The organism is Devosia sp. YR412 (assembly GCF_900110945.1).
Taxonomy (GTDB): domain Bacteria; phylum Pseudomonadota; class Alphaproteobacteria; order Rhizobiales; family Devosiaceae; genus Devosia.
In genome coordinates, this window is the sequence record NZ_FOFL01000001.1 from 1 (window position 1) to 19358 (window position 19358).

At 62.4% G+C, this 19358-nt stretch carries 15 protein-coding genes; 10 read left to right on the forward strand and 5 right to left on the reverse strand.

Features of this window, described 5'->3' with window-relative positions; genetic code table 11:
* Positions 1 to 202: 202 nt before the first annotated feature.
* The 5 genes from mutS to BM045_RS00025 all read left to right on the forward strand — a co-directional run bounded on the left by mutS (position 203) and on the right by BM045_RS00025 (position 8859).
* Entirely contained in the window at positions 203 to 2896 is a 2694-nt protein-coding gene (mutS, locus tag BM045_RS00005) for a DNA mismatch repair protein MutS (protein WP_244522822.1), read from the forward strand.
* Positions 2877 to 5672: a [protein-PII] uridylyltransferase gene (locus BM045_RS00010; protein WP_092178974.1), complete on the forward strand. Its 2796-nt coding sequence runs from the start codon at positions 2877 to 2879 to the stop codon at positions 5670 to 5672. The genes mutS and BM045_RS00010 overlap by 20 nt, the downstream gene beginning before the upstream one ends.
* A gap of 15 nt (positions 5673 to 5687) precedes the next feature.
* A complete protein-coding gene (gene murJ / locus BM045_RS00015; protein WP_092178975.1) occupies positions 5688 to 7250 on the forward strand; it encodes a murein biosynthesis integral membrane protein MurJ in 1563 nt (520 codons plus the stop codon).
* 82 nt (positions 7251 to 7332) lie between these two features.
* The gene (gene trpS / locus BM045_RS00020) at positions 7333 to 8379 is read left to right on the forward strand and encodes a tryptophan--tRNA ligase (RefSeq protein WP_092178976.1); all 1047 of its coding nucleotides are present in this window, start codon (positions 7333 to 7335) and stop codon (positions 8377 to 8379) included.
* A gap of 9 nt (positions 8380 to 8388) precedes the next feature.
* A complete protein-coding gene (locus BM045_RS00025) occupies positions 8389 to 8859 on the forward strand; it encodes a universal stress protein (protein WP_092178977.1) in 471 nt (156 codons plus the stop codon).
* A gap of 118 nt (positions 8860 to 8977) precedes the next feature.
* On the opposite strand, the gene BM045_RS00030 is transcribed toward BM045_RS00025, so the two are convergent.
* Positions 8978 to 9274: a DUF3817 domain-containing protein gene (locus tag BM045_RS00030; protein WP_092180682.1), complete on the reverse strand. Its 297-nt coding sequence runs from the start codon at positions 9272 to 9274 to the stop codon at positions 8978 to 8980.
* Between the two features lie 135 nt (positions 9275 to 9409).
* On the opposite strand from BM045_RS00030, the gene BM045_RS00035 reads away from it, so the two are divergent.
* A complete protein-coding gene (locus BM045_RS00035) occupies positions 9410 to 9976 on the forward strand; it encodes a NifU family protein (RefSeq protein ID WP_092178978.1) in 567 nt (188 codons plus the stop codon).
* Positions 9977 to 10116: 140 nt separating this feature from the next.
* On the opposite strand, the gene BM045_RS00040 is transcribed toward BM045_RS00035, so the two are convergent.
* The 4 genes from BM045_RS00040 to miaB all read right to left on the reverse strand — a co-directional run bounded on the left by BM045_RS00040 (position 10117) and on the right by miaB (position 14288).
* Positions 10117 to 11172: a hemolysin family protein gene (locus tag BM045_RS00040; protein WP_244522823.1), complete on the reverse strand. Its 1056-nt coding sequence runs from the start codon at positions 11170 to 11172 to the stop codon at positions 10117 to 10119.
* A gap of 46 nt (positions 11173 to 11218) precedes the next feature.
* Positions 11219 to 11692, reverse strand: coding sequence for an rRNA maturation RNase YbeY (ybeY, locus tag BM045_RS00045; protein WP_092178980.1), 474 nt, complete (start codon positions 11690 to 11692; stop codon positions 11219 to 11221).
* Positions 11689 to 12720: a PhoH family protein gene (locus BM045_RS00050; RefSeq protein WP_244522825.1), complete on the reverse strand. Its 1032-nt coding sequence runs from the start codon at positions 12718 to 12720 to the stop codon at positions 11689 to 11691. Before BM045_RS00050 ends, ybeY begins: the two co-directional genes overlap by 4 nt.
* A 173-nt stretch (positions 12721 to 12893) precedes the next feature.
* Positions 12894 to 14288, reverse strand: coding sequence for a tRNA (N6-isopentenyl adenosine(37)-C2)-methylthiotransferase MiaB (miaB, locus tag BM045_RS00055; RefSeq protein WP_092178982.1), 1395 nt, complete (start codon positions 14286 to 14288; stop codon positions 12894 to 12896).
* An 87-nt stretch (positions 14289 to 14375) separates the two neighbouring features.
* Between miaB and BM045_RS00060 the strand changes: the two genes are divergently transcribed.
* The 4 genes from BM045_RS00060 to pnp all read left to right on the forward strand — a co-directional run bounded on the left by BM045_RS00060 (position 14376) and on the right by pnp (position 19357).
* Positions 14376 to 14567 carry a hypothetical protein gene (locus tag BM045_RS00060; RefSeq protein WP_092178983.1) on the forward strand — a complete coding sequence of 64 codons (192 nt, stop codon included), beginning with the start codon at positions 14376 to 14378 and terminating at the stop codon, positions 14565 to 14567.
* Positions 14568 to 14710: 143 nt separating this feature from the next.
* Positions 14711 to 16411, forward strand: coding sequence for a sensor histidine kinase (locus tag BM045_RS00065; RefSeq protein ID WP_092178984.1), 1701 nt, complete (start codon positions 14711 to 14713; stop codon positions 16409 to 16411).
* A gap of 131 nt (positions 16412 to 16542) precedes the next feature.
* Entirely contained in the window at positions 16543 to 16812 is a 270-nt protein-coding gene (gene rpsO, locus BM045_RS00070) for a 30S ribosomal protein S15 (protein ID WP_170848301.1), read from the forward strand.
* Between the two features lie 406 nt (positions 16813 to 17218).
* A complete protein-coding gene (pnp, locus tag BM045_RS00075; protein ID WP_092178986.1) occupies positions 17219 to 19357 on the forward strand; it encodes a polyribonucleotide nucleotidyltransferase in 2139 nt (712 codons plus the stop codon).
* Position 19358 lies beyond the last annotated feature (1 nt).

A 19358-nucleotide genomic window follows, 5' to 3' on the forward strand; every position in this document is an offset into this window, starting at 1 on the left:
ACACCCAGAAAATGCCTCGGCTTCAAGACGCCAGCAGAGGCCTTCCTCAACCCGTTGCACTTCAAATGTGAATCCACACCCGGCTCAAGGCCGGGATGACATCGAGAGGGAGGAGATGCCCACACATAACAGAAGCATGCAGGTTGGATTTCGCCCCCAAACCCCATAAGCTCCCGGCTTTCCCGCCGAGACCTGACGCCTGATGGACCAGCCTTCGATCCAACCCGCCCTGACGCCGATGATGGCGCAGTATTTCGAGATCAAGGCGGTCAATCCCGGCTATCTGCTGTTCTATCGCATGGGCGATTTTTACGAACTGTTCTTCGAGGATGCCGAGATCGCCAGTGCGGCTCTGGGCATCGTTCTCACCAAGCGCGGCAAGCATCTCGGCCAGGACATCGGCATGTGCGGCGTGCCGATCCACGCGGCCAATGACTATCTCAACAAGCTTATCAAGCTCGGTTATCGCGTCGCCATCTGCGAACAGGTGGAAGATCCCAAGGAAGCCAAGAAGCGTGGCGCCAAGTCGGTGGTCAAGCGCGACGTGGTGCGCCTGATCACCGCCGGCACGCTGACCGAGGACGATCATCTTGACGCAAGGGCGAGCAATTTCCTCGCTGCCCTCTCTATGGTCCGCCACGGCGAAACCGACTTCGCCCTCGCCTGGGCCGACGTCTCGACCGGCGAAACCTTCACCGCCGACCTTTCCGCCGAACAGTTGCAGGACGAACTCGCCCGCATCGACCCAGCCGAACTGCTGCTGGCCGAAGCCACGCGCCTCGCCTTGGTGGAGCGGCATCTATTTGCTCCCAATTGGCTGCCCATCGCCCATGCCGCTCCGGCTGAAAGTTTCGACAGCGAAGCCGCCATCGCCACCCTGCGCGAAGCCTTTCCGGGCGGCAGCTTTGATCCCTCCGCCCTCTCCCGCGCCGCCCGTTCGGCCTTGGGTGCCGTGGTGGCCTATGTGCGGGAATCGCAGAAGGGCATTGGCGTCGCCCTGCGCGCACCCGTCGCCGATACCGCTACCCGCCATATGGCCATCGACGCGGCTACCCGATCGAGCCTTGAATTGCACCAGACCCAGCGCGGTCAGCAACGCGGTTCGCTGCGCCAGGTGATCGACCTAACGGTCACCGCGCCCGGATCGCGCCTGCTCTCAGCCCGCCTTGCGGCGCCGCTGGCCGATGCCACGGCCATCAACGCCCGGCTCGACGCCGTGGCCCTGCTGGCCAATGACACTTTGCTCAATGGCCGGTTGCGCGCCGATCTCAAGGCAGTGCCCGATCTCGCCCGCGCCCTGACAAGGCTGGCGCTGGACCGTGGCGGCCCGCGCGATCTGGCCGCCGTGGGAAAAGCCGTCAGCGCCGCGCTGGCCCTCTCCGGCCACTTTGCCCGGCTCGACGATGCCCCTGCGGTCCTCGTGCGCCTCGGCAAGACCCTCGCCGCCGCGCCGATCTCCCTCGCCTCCGAACTGGGGTTGGCGCTGGATGATGACATGCCGCTGCTCGCTCGCGACGGTGGCTTTGTGCGCAAGGCCTATGACGCCATGCTGGATAGCGAACGCGCGCTCGCCAGCGAAACGCGCATCGTGGTCGCAGCGCTCCAGACCCGGCTGATCGAGGAAACCGACGTCCGTTCGCTCAAAATCCGGCACAATGGCGTGCTCGGCTATTTCGTCGAAGTCCCGGCCGCCCATGGCGGCAAGCTTTTGGAAGAACCGCATCGCCAGAGCTTCATCCATCGCCAGACCATGGCCAATGCCATGCGCTTCACCACGACTGAACTGGCGGAACTCGAAGGCCGCATCGCCCGGGCGCATGAGGGGGCGCTGGAGATCGAGCTCAAGATCTTCGCCCGCCTGCGCGAGGACGTGCTGACGCGAACCGCCGCCCTGCGCGATCTCGCCGACGCCCTGGCCGAACTCGACGTCACCACAGCTTTGGCCCATCTCGCCGCCACCCGCAGCTACACCCGCCCCGAGATTGACGACTCGCTGGCCTTTGCCATCCATGGCGGCCGCCATCCTGTGGTCGAAGACATGGTCATGTCCGAGGGCCATAGCTTTGTCGCCAATGATGCCGATCTCTCCGGCGATGATGCCAGCGGCGGTGGGGCGCTCTGGCTGGTGACCGGCCCCAACATGGGCGGTAAATCGACCTTCCTGCGCCAGAATGCGCTGATCGCCATCCTGGCCCAGGTCGGCAGCTTTGTGCCGGCCAGCTCGGCCCATATCGGCGTCATCGACCGCGTCTTCTCCCGCGTCGGCGCATCCGACGACATCGCCCACGGCCGCTCGACCTTCATGGTCGAAATGGTCGAAACCGCTGCCATTCTCAACCGCGCCACGCGGCGCTCGCTGGTCGTGCTGGACGAAATCGGCCGCGGGACGGCCACCTTCGATGGTCTCTCCATCGCCTGGGCCGCCGTGGAAGCCCTGCATGAAACCACAGGCTGCCGCGCGCTGTTTGCCACCCATTTCCATGAGCTGACCAGCTTGGCGAAAACGCTGACCCGCGTTTCCAATGTCACCATGAAGGTGCGCGAATGGGAGGGCGAGGTGGTGTTCCTGCATGAAGTGGGTCCCGGCGCGGCTGATCGATCCTACGGAATACAAGTGGCCCGCCTCGCCGGCCTGCCCGAGCCGGTGCTGGCCCGCGCTCGCCAGGTTTTGACCGTGCTGGAACAGCGTTCGGCGGGAACCGCCTCTTCCAGCCAGAAAGCCAGCGTGCTAGACGATCTGCCACTTTTTGCGCATCAGCCGGCTTCACGCCCCGTTGAGAAAGACCCGGTACACTTGGCTCTCGATGCGACTCGTCCCGACGAGATGACCCCCAAACAAGCGATCGAAGCGCTGTATCAGTTGAAGAAAATCCGCGATGACGCTCGCCGAAGCTGAGGCCAAGCCGCGAAAACCGCTTTTCGCATTGAAGTCCGCCGAGACCATTCTCGACGAGCTCGATAGCGCTATAGGCGATGAAGCCCCCAAATCCACCGCCGCCCGCGGCATCGTTTTGGCCCATATCCGCAAGACCCTCGCCGAAGCGCGCCAGAGCGCCGAAGCCGAATTGCTGGCCACCAACAAGGGCACCCGTTGCGCCGAAAATCTCTCCAATGCCCAGGACGAAATCATCACCGCGGTGCATATGTTTGCCACCCGCCGCGTCTATCCGGTCGATAATCCCTCGGGCGCCGAAGCCATCGCCCTCTCCGCCGTCGGCGGCTATGGCCGCGGCACGCTGGCCCCCGGCTCCGACATCGATCTGCTGTTCATCCTGCCCTACAAGCAGACGCCTTGGGGCGAGCAGGTCACCGAATATATCCTCTATATGCTCTGGGACCTCGGCCAGAAGGTCGGCCATGCGGTTCGCTCGGTCGATGAATCTCTGCGCATGGCCAAGGCCGACATGACGGTGCGCACCGCCACGCTCGAGGCGCGTTTCCTGACCGGCGACAAGGCGCTGTTTGACTCGCTGGTACATCGCTTCGAAACCGAAATCATGCCGCGCACTGGCCCCGAATTCATCGCCGCCAAGATGGCCGAGCGCGACGAACGCCACAAGCAGATGGGCAATACCCGCTATGTCGTGGAACCCAATATCAAGGACGGCAAGGGCGGCCTGCGCGACCTCAACACGCTGTTCTGGATCGGCAAATATTTCTACCACCTAAAGACCAGCCATGAGCTGATCGGCCGCGGCGTCTTGAGCGCCGCCGAATATCGCCTGTTTTCGCGCGCCGAGGACTTTCTCTGGGCGGTGCGCTGCCACCTGCATTTCGTCACCGGTCGCGCCGAGGAAAAGCTGACCTTCGACGTGCAGCCCGAACTGGCCCAGCGCATGGGCTATGCCCAGCGCGTTGGCATGCTGGGCGTCGAACGCTTCATGAAGCGCTACTTCCTGGTCGCCAAGGATGTTGGCGATCTGACCCGCATCATCTGCGCTTCGCTCGAATTCAACCACGCCAAGGATATGGACCTGGTGGGCCGCGTGCTGGCGCCCTTCCGCCAGGGCAAGTCCAAGATCAAGGGCGAGAGCGATTTCGTGCTCGATACCGGGCGGCTCAATATCGCCACGCCCGAAGTGTTCGAAAAAGATCCGGTCAACCTGATCCGCATCTTTCTGGTGGCTGGGCGCGAGCAATTGCTGTTCCATCCCGATGCCATCAAGGTCATCACCCGCTCGCTGCGCCTGATCGACAACAAGGTCCGCCACGACCGCAAGGCCAATGAGCATTTCCTGACCATCCTGACCGATCCGCTGTCCGTGGAACGCATCCTGCGTCAGATGAACGAGAGCGGCGTGCTCGGCAAGTTCGTGCCCGATTTTGGCAAGATCGTCGCGCTGATGCAGTTCAACATGTACCACCACTATACGGTGGACGAGCACCTGATCCGCTCGGTCGGCGTCATGGCCGATATCGCCAATGGTGGGCTGCGCGACCAGCTGCCGCTGACCCATGAACTGCTGCCCCAGCTCAATGATACCCGCCTGCTCTATGTCGCACTGTTCCTGCACGATATCGCCAAGGGCCGCCCGGAGGATCACTCCACCGCCGGCATGAAGATCGCGCGCAAACTCTGCCCGCGCTTCGGCCTGACCCCGGCCGAAACCGACACCGTCGCCTGGCTGATCGAGCATCACCTCTTGATGAGCGAGATCGCCCAGGCCCGAGATATCCAGGACCCCGAAACCGCCAAGGCCTTTGCCGACGTGGTGCAATCGCCGCAGCGCCTGGCCCTGCTGATGATCCTCACCGCCTGCGATATCCGCGCGGTGGGTCCCGGCGTCTGGACCGGCTGGAAGGGCAGCCTGCTGCGCGCCCTCTACTACGCCACCGAACCCCTGCTCTCCGGCGGCCATAGCCAGGTCACCCAGTCCGACCGCATCAACTATGCCCGCCGCCAGCTGGCCGAAGCGCTCACCGCCTGGCCGCAAGCCGATGTCGAGACCTATGTGGCCCGCCACTACGACCACTACTGGCTCCGCGCCGAGCCCGAACTGCAGGTCGAACATGCCCGCATGATCCGCCACGCCGATATGGCCGGCGACGCCTTTGCCGGCTCGATCCGCATCAAGGCCTTTGAGGGCATTACCGAGGTCAGCTTCTACACCCCCGACCATCCGCGCCTGCTGTCGCTGATCGCCGGGGCCTGCACCATGCAGGATGCCTCCATCATCGGGGCGCAGATCTTTTCCACCCGCGACGGCCATGCCATCGATACCTTCACCCTGCGCCGCAGCTTCACCAGCGATGAGGACGAAAAGGTCCGCGCCACCCGCATCATCGATACGGTCAAGCAACTCCTCCAGGGCAAGCGCACCATTCTGATCGATCTCGGCAAGGAATCGCGCCACAACAAGCGCCTGAAACCCTTCGCCCTGCCCGCCCAGGTCTCGGTTTCCAACCTGCTGTCGGAAAAATTCACCGTCATCGAGGTCTCCGGCCTCGACCGCATGGGCCTGCTGCATTCGCTGACCCACCAGATTTCCGACCTCAACCTCACTATCGGCTCGGCCCATATCGGCACCTATGGCGAAAAGGCCGTCGACGTCTTCTACGTCACCGACCTCACCGGCCAGAAGATCATGAGCAAGCCCCGCCAGCGCAAGATCCACGACGCGCTGATGGGCGTGTTCCATCCTGCGGCCGCGGTGAAAGTGGCCAATGGGTAGCGAGCGCGCCCGCCGATGAGCCTCTATCGCAATTTCCTCTCGGTCGGCGGGCTGACGCTGGTCTCGCGCATTGCCGGCTTTGCCCGCGACGCGCTGATGGCGGCCGTGCTGGGCATTGGCCCGGCGGCCGACGCCTTCTATGCCGCCTTCCGCTTTCCCAACCTGTTCCGGCGCCTCTTCGCCGAAGGCGCCTTCAACACCGCCTTCGTGCCGATGTTTGCCGGTGCGCTGGAAAAGGACGGCCCGGATTCAGCGCTCGACCTTGCCGCCCGCATCATGAGCTGGCTGGTGGCCATGCTGGTCGTCGTGACCATCCTCGCCGAAATCTTCATGCCGCAGCTGATGCTGCTCTTCGTGCCGGGCTTCGTCGATGATCCCGAAAAATTCGAACTGACCGTGCTGCTGACGCGGATCATGTTCCCCTATCTCGCCTGCATGTCGCTGATGGCGGCCTATGGCGCCATTCTCAATTCGCTCGGCCGCTTCTTTGCCGCAGCCTTTGCCCCGGTCATTCTCAATATCGTCAATATCGCCGCGATGATCCCGCTGGTCACCTTCTGGGTGCAGGAACCGGCCGGCTCTGCCACATGGGTTTCGGTGGCCACCATGGCTGGCGGCCTGGCCCAGCTCTGGCTGGTCTGGTCGGCTATCAAGCGCGCCGATTTCGTCCCCGAATTCCGCCTGCCGCGCTTTGATCCGCAGGTGCGTCGCTTCTGGGTGCTGGCCATTCCGGCCATCCTCACCGGCGGCATTACCCAGATCAATATCTTCGTCGGCACCATCATCGCCTCGGGCGCTGACAATGCCATTTCCATCCTCAACTACGCCGATCGCCTCTATCAATTGCCGCTTGGCATCATCGGCATTGCCATTGGCACCGTGCTGCTGCCCGAGCTCAGCCGCCACCTCAAGGGCGGCCGCGACGCCGAGGCCCGCGCCACCCAGGATCAGTCGCTTCTCATCGCCATGCTGCTCTCCATGCCCGCCGCCACCGCGCTGATCGCCATGGCCGAGCCGATCGTGCGGGTGCTGTTCGAGCGTGGCGCCTTCAATGCCCTGGCTACCCAGCACACCGCCCAGGCGCTGATCGCCTTTTCCGCCGGCCTGCCCGCCTATGTGCTGATTCGCGTGCTGCAGCCGGGCTATTTTGCCCGCGAGGATACCGTCACGCCGACGATATTTGCCGGCAGTTCCGTGGTCGCCAATATCGGCCTGTCGCTGCTTCTGTTCCCCACCTATCTGCATGTCGGCATCGCTGTCGCCACCGCCGCTTCCGCCTGGCTCAATGCCATTCTTCTGGCGGTCTTTCTGGCCCTGCGCGGTCATTTCAAACTGACCCGCACCGAATGGATCAAGCATCTGCTGATCCTCGTCATCAGCGGCGTCATGGGCGCCGTGCTCTATGTGCTTTCGCAGCGCGGCCGGGCCCATATGGAGACCGCTGCCCCGATCTGGGAGCAGATCGGTGTGCTGACTGTTCTGGTCGGCTTCGGCATGGTGCTCTATTTCACCCTGGTCCACATCACCCGCGCCCAGCCACTCGGCATGTTGCTGCGCCGCCTGCGGCGCGGCGGCTGAGCCACCTGTCTCTCCCCATCCCCGATGACACCGCGCTTGATCGGATATAAGTGTTCCACAACACCGTCTCGTCAGGCATCCCATGACCTTCACTCCCCGCGTCTTCTCCGGCATCAAGCCTTCGGGCGATCTGCATCTTGGCAATTATCTCGGGGCCATCCGGCGTTTCGTGCCGCTGCAGGACACGCATGAGACCATCTATTGCGTGGTCGACATGCATGCCATCACCGTCTGGCAGGACCCTGAAGACCTCAAGCGCTGGACCTATGAGATCGCCGCTGCCTATATCGCGGCGGGTGTCGATCCGAAGAAGTCCATCATCTTCAACCAGTCCCAGGTCATGGAACATGCCGAGTTGGGCTGGATCTTCAACTGCGTGGCGCGCGTCGGCTGGATGAGCCGCATGACCCAGTTCAAGGACAAGGCGGGCACCAACGAAGGCGGCGAGAATTCCGAAGCCGTGTCGCTGGGCCTTTACGCCTATCCCTCGCTGATGGCGGCCGACATCCTGCTCTACAAGGCCACCGCGGTGCCGGTTGGCGAAGACCAGAAGCAGCACCTCGAACTGACCCGCGACATCGCGAAAAAATTCAACCACGACTATAAAAAGCAGGTCAAGGCGCTGGGCTTCAAGGGCGACTTCTTCCCCGTCACCGAGACCCTGGCCACCGGCCCTGCCGTGCGCGTCAAATCGCTCAAGGACGGCTCAAAGAAGATGAGCAAGTCCGACGCTTCGGATCTTTCCACCATCTACATGATGGATGGCGCCGACCTGATCGCCAAAAAAATCAAGCGCGCCACTACCGACGCCGACGCCCTGCCCAGCGAAGCCGCCGGCCTCGCCGGCCGTCTCGAGGCCGAAAACCTCGTCGGTATCTATGCCTCGCTGTCCAATCGCTCGGTCGATGAAGTCCTCGGCGAATTCGGCGGCCAGGGCTGGGGCGTGTTCAAGCCGGCACTGGCCGATCTTGCCGTGGCCAAGCTGTCGCCGATTGCCGACGAGATGAAGCGCCTGGTCGCCGACCGCGGCGAGCTGGACACTATCCTGCGCGACGGCGCCGAACGCGCTCGGGTTATTGCCCAGCCGATCATGGCCGACGTGCGCAATATCGTTGGTTTTGTGCGCTAGGAGCTCCGGATGTACGAGACTGAGTACAAACGCAAATTCCTCGTCGTCATCGACGAGACGCCGGAATGCGAGCGCGCGCTCACCTTTGCCGCCTACCGCGTCAAGCGCACCGGCGGCACGGTCGTGCTGATGAGCGTGGTGCAGAAGCCCGAATTTATCGGCATGGGTGTCGAAGACGTTTTGCGCGCCGAAGCGGTTGAAGAAGCCGAGCGCAATCTCGACGCCCGTCTGGCCCGCATCCGCGACATCGGCGACGTCCGCTCGGAATCGGTGATCCGCGAGGGTGAAGGTGCCGAGGAGATCGAAAAAGTCATCGACCAGGACCGCGACATCGCCATTCTGGTCCTTGCCGCCTCGACCTCCAGTGAAGGCCCCGGCCCCCTGGTCCTCCACTTCGCCAACCGCGCCAACGCGTTGCCGATTCCCTTGACAGTGGTCCCCGGCCGCATGAGCGACGAAGAGATTATCGCTATCTGCTGAGTGTGCCGCCTCCGGCGGCAAAAACGCGCCAGTGGCGCGTTTTTAGCGAAGTAGGCCATGAGGCCTATGGCCGAATGGCCCAGCTGTTCCGCTTACGCGATCCCTTCTGGCCCAAGCTTCAGCTTGCCGCAGCGGCCTCCGTCTCAACCTGCTTCCGCTTGAGCAGGGCGTCATTCCAAAACGTCCCGAACGGCACAAACGACGCCAGCGTCGTCCTAGCCCACTCCCAGGCGCTAAACCCGCGGCCCCACAAACACACCACCATGGCGAGGATATAGACCACAAACGCCACGCCATGGATCATGCCCACCGGCGGCACTAGTCCCGGAAAGCCGAACCAATATTTGGCCGGCATGGCGACAAGGAACAGCGCCAGGGTTGTAACCCCCTCGGCGACACCGATATATCTGAACATGCGGATCATGATATGTGAGTACCGCATGGGCTGTGCGCGCCGCCATGAGGCGCAAGGTCGCAAAATGCGCTTGCGCTGCCCGCCAGAAAGACTATTTTAGAAACATTCTAATTCGACGCCGTCGAGGAAATCCTGATGTTCATCCAGACCGAAGCCACGCCCAATCCCGCGACCCTGAAGTTCCTGCCGGGTCGTGACGTGCTGCTCGGCGAGCCGCGCGATTTCCGTAGCCCCGAGGCTTCGGCCAATTCGCCGCTGGCGCTAGGCCTGTTCGCTATTTCCGGCGTCACCGGCGTCTTCCTCGGCTCCGATTTCATCTCGGTCACCAAGGATGACACCAATTGGGCCCATATTAAGCCGGCCATTCTCGGCGTGATCATGGACCACTTCCTCTCCGGCAAGCCGGTCATCGTCGAAGGCGGCGTTGAAGTCGCCAATCTCGACGAGGTCGAAGAATTCTTCGAAGCCGAAGACGGCGAAACTGTCGAAGTGATCAAGGAACTGCTGGCCACCCGCGTGCGTCCGGCCGTGGCCATGGATGGCGGCGACATCATCTTCAAGGGTTTCAAGGAAGGCACCGTCTTCCTGCACATGCAGGGCGCCTGCTCCGGCTGCCCCTCGTCGACCGCCACGCTGAAAAGCGGCATCGAGAACCTGCTCCGCCACTTCGTGCCCGGCGTCGAGCAGGTGCAACAGGTCTAGAACGACCTCAAAAGTTAAGCAGCAAGCCAAGGGCTCAGCGGGAAACCACTGGGCCCTTAGTTTTTTCAGCAGGTTTTATTGTTGGGTTGGGGGTGGACGCGCCAGCCCAACAAAAGCCCGGGGTCATCCCGGGCTCTCCATCATTCCGCTGCAGCCTTTTCGGCTTCACTGCGCTGGTCGGTGATCGCCAAGGGCTCACCCACCTGCTCGCGTTTCCGCCTGATCCTCAACCGCTTGATCCGTCGACTATCAGCCGCCAAAATCTCGAACTCGAAGCCATCCAGCTTGTCGACCCGTTCGCCGCGCTTGGGCACATGGCCGGCCAGATCGAACACCAGCCCGCCGATCGTATCGACATCCTCGGCATAGTCGCCGGGATCGAATTCCGGCCCGATCAGCCGCTGCACATCGGTCAGTTCGGCACGGGCATCGGCGATATAGGTATCGACGCCGACCTTGCGGATCAGCGCCGCCGCCAGCTCGTCATGCTCGTCCTCGATCTCGCCGACCACCGCTTCCAGCAGGTCCTCGATGGTCACGAGACCATCGGTGCCGCCATATTCGTCAATCACGATGGCCATATGCACGCGGGACGCGCGCATCGACTGCAGCAGGTCACCCACCGGCATGAAGGTCGGCACGAACATCGCGTCGCGCGTGATGTCGAGCCGGATGATCTTCTGCTTGAGCACCGTCGATACCAGCTTGACCGGCACGTCCTTGGCCGGATCGGTCACCGGCTCGGTAATCTTGGAGAGCGCATCCTTGACGTGGATGAAGCCCAGGATGTTGTCGAGATTGTCGTCATAGACCGGCAGGCGCGAATGGCGCACTTCGCGGAATTTGGCGATCAGCGTGCCCAGGTTCACATCGGCTTCGATGGCCTGGATGTCGCTGCGCTCGACCATGACGTCGCCGACCGAGACATTGGAAAGCTTGAGCACATTCTGCAGGATCGTGCGTTCGCTCTCGGAGAAGTCCGCCACTTCGGCGCTGCCCTGCTCGTCGAGCGCGACCTGCAGGTCGTCGCGCAAAGACACCGTGCCGCGGGCCAGCATGGCCTTGATCCGGTGCCAGATGCTTGGCCCCCGTGCGGTGACGGAGGCGGTGCTAGAAGGAGGCTCGGGATTGGTGGGGGCCAGAGGGCCCGTACTGTCGCTGTCGTTCATGTGATGCGCCGCCCGGAGGAGCGGCATTCTATCCTCGGTTGAGAAAACTCGGGGCTAATATAGGGGCCGAAGGCTAATCGGCATAGGGGTCGTCTATCCCCAATGTGGCCAATATCGCTGTCTCGAGGCTTTCCATCTCTTCGGCCTCCTCGTCATCGAGGTGGTCATAGCCCAGGATATGCAGGAATCCATGCACCACCAGATGGGTGAAATGGGCCTCGAAACTCACGCCCTGCTCGTCGGCTTCGCGGATCAGCGTCTCGCGGGCGAGCGTGATATCGCCCAAAATCCCGACCACCGGATCGAAGGGCTCGATCTGCGGAAAGCTCAGCACATTGGTCGAGCTATCCTTGCCGCGCCATTCCTTGTTGAGGGCGTGCTGCTCCTCGTCGTTGGTGAGGAGGATGGACAGCTCCGCAGCGCCCTTGACCTTGGCCTTGCTCTGCTTGAGCGCTTCCAGCACGGCGCGCTCGGCCAGAGGATCGAGATCCTCCGGCCAGGCGTCGTCATTGCGATTGATATCGATATGCAGCGGCGACGAACTCAGCGGACGACCCCTTCGGTGGCTTTTTCCGCCAGCTTCTTGGCCGTATCGGCTTCATAGGCCCGCACGATGCGGCCAACCAGGGCATGGCGCACTACGTCCTTGTCGTTGAAGCGCGAAATATGCACGCCTTCCACCCCGTCGAGCAGGCCGATGGCTTCCACCAGCCCGGATTTCTCGCCGCGCGGCAGGTCGACCTGGGTCGGATCGCCGGTGACGATCATCTTGGAATTTTCGCCAAGACGGGTCAGGAACATCTTCATCTGCATAGAGGTCGTGTTCTGCGCCTCGTCGAGGATCACAACGGCATTGGCCAAAGTGCGGCCACGCATGAAGGCCAGCGGCGCCACTTCGATGATGCCCGAAGTAATGCAGCGTTCGACGTTTTCCGGCTTCATCATGTCGTAAAGCGCGTCATAGAGCGGGCGCAGGTAGGGATCGACCTTTTCCTTCATGTCGCCGGGCAGAAAGCCCAGACGCTCGCCGGCTTCCACAGCCGGGCGCGACAGGATGATGCGGTTGATATCGCCGCGTTCCAGCAGCGAGGCGGCATGCGCCACCGCCAGATAGGTCTTGCCGGTACCGGCCGGACCCACGCCAAACACCAGCTCACTCCGCTCCATCGAACGCATGTAGGCGTCCTGGGCGGGGGTGCGGGCGACAATGGTGGATTTGCGCGTGGCGATCTGAGCCATGCGTACCTTGCCCTTGCGCTCCAGCGTCGGCAGGGTCAGCTGGCTATCCTCGGTCTCGATCATCCGGATGACGCCGTCGACATCGGAAATGTCCACCGTGCGGCCTTCCTCGAGCGAGCCATAGAGCGATTCCAGCACGCGCCGGGCCTGATCGACCGACGACGCTGCGCCCTTGAGCAGGACATGATTGCCACGGGGGGTAGCCGAAACCTTCAGCCGCTGTTCGATCAGCGCCAGGTTCTGGTCAAAATCGCCATAGAGCTGGGCAGCCAGGCGATTGTCTTCAAAAGCGAGTTCGAGTTGCGATGCGAGTGCGTTGTCTGCGGTCGGTGACAAGTGCCTGCTCAAACTGGTGTGGCTCCCGAAAGGGACGGACGCGGGCTTGCGCCTGTCGCTGACAACGACGCTAGGACGATTTGCGTTCGCTGTCTGTAGCAATATTGTGACGGCTGTGGATTGCGACAAGGGGCGGAGGATCGGCCCGCTAGCAGCTATTTCGCCAACTTGACCTAAGCTGCCACGGCCATCTTCAACCGCCCGACCAGCGAATTTGTGCTGGTCCCGATAATCTCGACCTGATGGATGCTGCCGATCAAATCCGTGCTCCCCTCGAGATGCACCGCTTGCAAATACGGCGAGCGCCCGCCCACCTGCCCGGCCATGCGGCCCGGCCGCTCGATCAGCACCGGCAGCACCTTGCCGACGCAGCTGGCGTGGAAATCCGTGGTCTGCTGGTTGACCAGCTCCTGCAGCCGCCACAGCCGTTCGGTCTTGACCGCCTCGTCGACCTGGTCGCCGAGATTGGCGCCCGGCGTGCCCGGCCGCGTCGAATATTTGAACGAATAGGCCGAGGCATAGCCGACATCGCGGATGATCGTGAGCGTGTCCTCGAAGTCCTGGTCGGTCTCGCCCGGAAAGCCGACGATGAAATCGCCCGATAGCGCCATGTCCGGCCGCGCCGTCTTGATGCGCTCGATCACACGCATGTATTCGGCCGCCGTATGGCGCCGGTTCATCGCCTTGAGGATCGTGTCGGACCCCGACTGCACCGGCAGGTGCAGATAGGGCATCAAAATATCGAGGTCGCGATGTGCTGCCATCAGCGCATCATCCATGTCGCGCGGATGGCTGGTCGTATAGCGCAGCCGTTCGAGGCCGGCGATTTCCGCCAGTCGATAAGCCAGCTCGCCCAGGCCGACGACGCGGCCCTTGTCGTCGCCATGGTAAGCGTTGACGTTCTGACCCAGCAGGGTGATTTCCTTGACGCCGGCTTCCACCAACCCGCGTGCTTCGGCGATCACTTGGTTCACCGGTCGTGAAACCTCGGCGCCGCGCGTATAGGGCACCACGCAGAACGAGCAGAACTTGTCGCAGCCTTCCTGCACGGTCAAAAATGCCGTCAGTCCGCGCTTGATGGTGACTTCCTTGCGCGCCGCTGGCAGGTGCTCGAACTTGTCTTCCTCCGGAAAATCCGTGTCGACGATCGGCTTGCGCAGCGCCTGATGCATATGCCGCTGGCTTTCGGTGCGCGCCAGCATTTCGGGCAGTTTGTGATAGGCCTGCGGCCCGAACACCATGTCGACCACAGGCGCGCGCCGGGCGATTTCCTCGCCCTCGGCCTGCGCCACGCAGCCGGCCACGCCGATCATCATGTCGCCGCCCAGCGCCCGGCGCTCGTTCTGCAATTCCTTGAGCCGTCCCAGCTCGGAAAATACCTTTTCCGAGGCCTTTTCGCGGATATGGCAGGTGTTGAGCAGCACGAGGTCGGCCTGGGCCATGTCCAGCGTCGTCTCATAGCCGTGCGGCGCCAGCGCATCCATCATGCGGTCGCTGTCATAGACGTTCATCTGACACCCATAGGTCTTGATAAACAGCTTCTTGGTATTGGCGAGGATCTCGGTCATGCGCAGTCCATAACAGAGGTGCGTGCAAGACTCAAAGCAACCTCCAAGGCCTCTCGACGGTTTGACTCCCACAGCAGGGAGGTCACCATGACCGAGACCAAGAAAACCGATGACGCCGCAGGCATGCAGGACGGCAAGAAGCCCGGCCCCAAGACATCACCAGTGCAAATCCGCGATGCCGGTGAAGAGGCGCAGGCCGACAAGCCCGAGGATTGGGACGAGGTCGACGAGGCCGTGGACGAGAGCTTTCCCGCCAGCGATTCCACCGCCAAGTACTGATACCAACTCGTCATATTGCCTTTGAAACGCCTTTGCGATTGCCCGCAAAGGCGCAAAACCTCTATGATTGCGGCCGATAGGTCGGAAATGCGCGCGAATCGCCCGGGAAAGGCGTGGTTTTCGCCATCGGGTTGCGGGCGGGCATGGCAGTTTTGGAAAGCGGCAAGACCCAGACCAGACCGGGCCGTCGCTCGATCATCTATTATCTAGTCGCGCTGGTTCTCGTCAGCGTAGTCCCGAGCTTCATCTTTGCCGGCGTGCTGATCCAGCGCTATCAGGCGGCGCAGGAAGACACGGTCGAAACCCTTATTGTTGCGACATCACGCTCCATCGTGCAGGCGATGGAACGCGAGATCGCTGCCAATATCACGACGCTCCGCGTGCTGGCGGCATCGCCCTCCCTGCGCGAAGGCGATTTCGAGGGCTTCTACGATCGCACCAAGCTGGCGCTGGATGAGACCTACGCCCATTCCTTCATCGTCAATCCCGACTATTCGACCTTCGCCAGCACGCGCGTGCCCTATGACAGCCCGGATAGCCGGGCCAGCGATGCGGATGCGGCGCAGAAGGCTTTCGACACCAATTCGGTGGTGGTGACCAATCTGGTTTTCGGCAATGTCTCCAAGCGCTGGGTCTATAACATCCTGCTGCCCGTCGATCTCGGCCCCTATGGCAAAAAGCTGATTGCTCTCAACCAGCAGGCCGACAATTTCGCTTCGGCGCTGTCGTCCAACAGTCTGCCGGCAGGATGGAATTCCGCTCTGCTCGACAATGACGGGCGCATTCTCGCCGCTAGCGCCGGGGTCGGCAATGTCGGTGAATTCCTCACCCAGTTCGATCCCTTGGCACAGCGCTTCTCAACCGGCTGGCAGCATATCGAAACCAATAGCGGCACGGCGCTTGGCGTTATCCAGCGCTCGGCCACCACCGGCTGGCGCCTCGTCGCTTGGGCGCCGATCTGGACCATCACCCAGCCGCTGATCACCGCGATGATGCTGCTGGTCCTCGGCGGCATCATCGTGCTCGGGCTGATTGTTGGCGCCATGTTCTGGGTCAGCCGCCGCATCGGCCGCTCGGTGCGCGGATTGGCCCGCGACGCGCGGCGCCTCGGCGCTGGCGAGCCGGTCCTGGCCACCTCCTACCCGGTGTCCGAGATTGCCGAAGTCTCCGAAGCCCTGGCCCAGGCCTCGCTCGATCGCCAGACCGCGGAAAGCGACGTGCGCTTTTTGATGCGCGAGGTGGCGCATCGCAGCAAAAACCAGATGACGGTCATCGCCGCCATGGCCAAGCAGACGGCCCGCGGCGCCGATGATGTGCAGGGCTATGTGCAGGCCTTCGAGCGCCGCATTCTCGGCCTTGCCCGCTCCACCGACCTGTTGCTGACCCACGGCCGCGCCGGCGTGTTGCTGGGTGAGCTGGTCGAAAGCCAGATCGCCACCTTCAGCCCCGACGATGCCAACCGGGTCAAGGTGCAAGGCCCGTCCATTCGCATCAATGCCCAGGCCGCCCAGATCATCGGCATGGCAGTGCATGAACTCTCGACCAATGCGGTCAAATACGGCGCCTTTGCCGGCGATCAGGGCAGCCTCTCGGTGCGCTGGCAGATCATCGACGAGACGCTGGATTTCGTCTGGCGTGAAACGGTCGCCCAGCGGCTCGAAACCGTCGAGCGCACCGGCTTTGGCACCACCGTGCTCAAATCCATGGTCGGCCGCTCGCTCGGCGCCGAAGTGCAACGCCTTTGCCACGAGGATGGCATCGAGTGGCGCTTCGCCATTCCGCTCCCCGCGGTCGACCCGGATCATGCCGCCGCAGCCCTGCCCGAAGAAGCGGCAGCCGAATAAATTCTTCCATTCTGCCGGTCTTTCCACTATAGACCCGGCTGTCTGGGCTCTTTGGGCCCAGGCATTCATGGCCCCTCCTGGACGACATCCCGGCTGGGGCGACCCAATCCTCTTTTGAAAGGATCTATCCGATGTCGATCACTGCAGAACGCAAGACCGAACTGATCCAGGAATATGCAATTAAGGCAAACGACACCGGCTCGCCGGAAGTCCAGGTTGCCATCCTGTCGGAACGCATTGCCAACCTGACCGAGCACTTCAAGGGCCACAGCAAGGATAACCATTCTCGCCGCGGTCTGCTCAAGCTGGTGTCCACCCGCCGCAGCCTGCTTGACTATGTCAAGAAGGTCGACGAGGCCCGCTACAAGACCCTGATCGAAAAGCTGGGTCTGCGCCGCTAATCGCGCGCAAGAACTATTGCGGATGCGGGGCAATCCTCGCATCCGCCTTCGCTCGCTGAGGTGAGCGAAAAGAGGCTGTTGCGAATTTTAGAGTTCACAATCTGTCTCTAAGCGTAGACCGGCGACTGCCGGAGCATGGCAGGATTATTGGCCGCTCCTGAACCGCCTCACGCTCGCAAAATCATCTGCTTGGTTTTGATCCGTGGGGTGTCTGGAAAATCTTCCAGAGACAGAGCGGCTTATTGTCTTGCCCATGTTTCGTCTTCGCCAAAGCCGTAAACCGCGCCTGATTTTGAGCCCGCGTCACACATGGGGTGTGCCGCAGGGTGCGGGCGCACTGGACTGAGTTCGCGGGATTGCTACGCCCCCGCGTTACCGCTCAGCCGGCAGAATGGAAAGACGATACATGTCGACGATCAATTTTGATTACCACAAGGTCGAACTGAACTGGGGCGGTCAGCCCCTGACGCTCGAGACCGGCAAGATGGCCCGCCAGGCCGATGGCGCAGTGCTCGCCACCCTGGGCGAAACCGTCCTGCTGGCCACCGTTGTCAGCGCCAAGTCCGCCAAGCCGGGCCAGGACTTCTTCCCGCTGACCGTCAACTACCAGGAAAAATACTTCGCTGCCGGCAAGATCCCGGGCGGCTATTTCAAGCGCGAAGGCCGTCCGACCGAGAACGAGACCCTGACGTCTCGCCTGATCGACCGTCCGATCCGCCCGCTCTTCCCAGAAGGCTACAAGAACGAGACCCAGGTGGTCGTCACCGTTCTGCAGCACGATATGGAAAACAACCCGGACGTGCTGGCCATGGTCGCTGCCTCGGCAGCCCTGACCATTTCGGGCGTTCCCTTCATGGGCCCGATCGGCGCAGCGCGCGTTGGCTATATCGATGGCCAGTATGTGCTGAACCTCGCCGTTGACCGTCGTTCGGAATCCAAGCTCGATCTCGTCATGGCCGGCACGGAAGACGCCGTGCTGATGGTGGAATCCGAAGCCAAGGAACTGAGCGAAGAGATCATGCTCGGCGCCGTGATGTTCGGCCATGCCGAAAGCCGCAAGGTCATCCAGGCGATCATCAAGCTGGCCGAGCTGGCCGCCAAGGAGCCCCGCGACTTCCAGGCTCCCGATTACTCGGCGCTCGAAGCCGAAGTGCTCAAGGTTGCCGAAGCCGATCTGCGCGCTGCCTACAAGATCACCGACAAGGCTGATCGCTACGCCGCCGTCGACGCTGCCAAGAAGGTCGTCAAATCAGCCTTTGCCGACAAGGTCGAGGCTGGTGAAGTCTCTGCCGAAGCCCTCGGCGAAGTGATCCACAACCTCCAGGCCAAGATCGTGCGCTGGAACGTGCTCGACACCGGCCTGCGCATCGACGGCCGTGATCTCTCGACCGTTCGCCCGATCGTTTCCGAAGTCGGCGTCCTGCCCCGCACCCATGGTTCGGCGCTGTTCACCCGCGGCGAAACCCAGGCGCTGGTCGTTGCCACTCTCGGCACCGGCGAAGACGAGCAGTATATCGACTCGCTCGAAGGCACCCAGAAGCAGAACTTCCTGCTGCACTACAACTTCCCTCCCTACTCGGTTGGTGAAGCTGGCCGCATGGGTTCCCCGGGCCGTCGCGAAATCGGCCATGGCAAGCTTGCCTGGCGCGCCATCAACCCGATCCGTCCGTCGGTCGAAGAATTCCCCTACACGATCCGTATCGTGTCCGAGATCACTGAATCCAACGGCTCCTCTTCGATGGCCACCGTCTGCGGCACCTCGCTTGCCCTGATGGATGCCGGCGTGCCGCTGGCGCGTCCGGTTGCCGGTATCGCTATGGGCCTGATCCTCGAAGGCGAGAAGTTTGCTGTCCTCAGCGACATTCTCGGTGACGAAGATCACCTCGGCGACATGGACTTCAAGGTGGCTGGTACCGACCAGGGCATCACCTCGCTGCAGATGGACATCAAGATCGCCGGCATCACCGAGGAGATCATGAAGATCGCCCTCGAGCAGGCCAAGGGCGGCCGTATCCACATCCTGGGCGAGATGGCCAATGCCATCACCGCGTCCCGTTCGGAAGTGGGCGAATTCGCTCCGCGCATCGAGACCATGAAGATCCCGACCGACAAGATCCGTGAAGTGATCGGTACCGGCGGCAAGGTGATCCGCGAGATCGTCGAAAAGACCGGCGCCAAGATCAACATCGACGACGACGGCACCATCAAGATCTCGTCCTCGGACGGCAGCCAGATCGAAGCCGCCATCAAGTGGATCCGCTCGATCACCGACGAAGCCGAAGTCGGCGCCGTCTACCAGGGTACTGTTGTCAAGACCGCCGACTTTGGCGCCTTCGTCAACTTCTTCGGCGCCAAGGATGGCCTCGTGCACATCTCCCAGTTGGCCGAAGCCCGCGTTGCCAAGACCACTGACGTGGTCAAGGAAGGCGACAAGGTCTGGGTCAAGCTGCTGGGCTTTGACGAGCGCGGCAAGGTCCGCCTCTCCATGAAGGTTGTCGACCAGGCAACCGGCAAGGAAATCAAGGGCGAAGAAGCCGCCGAGTAAT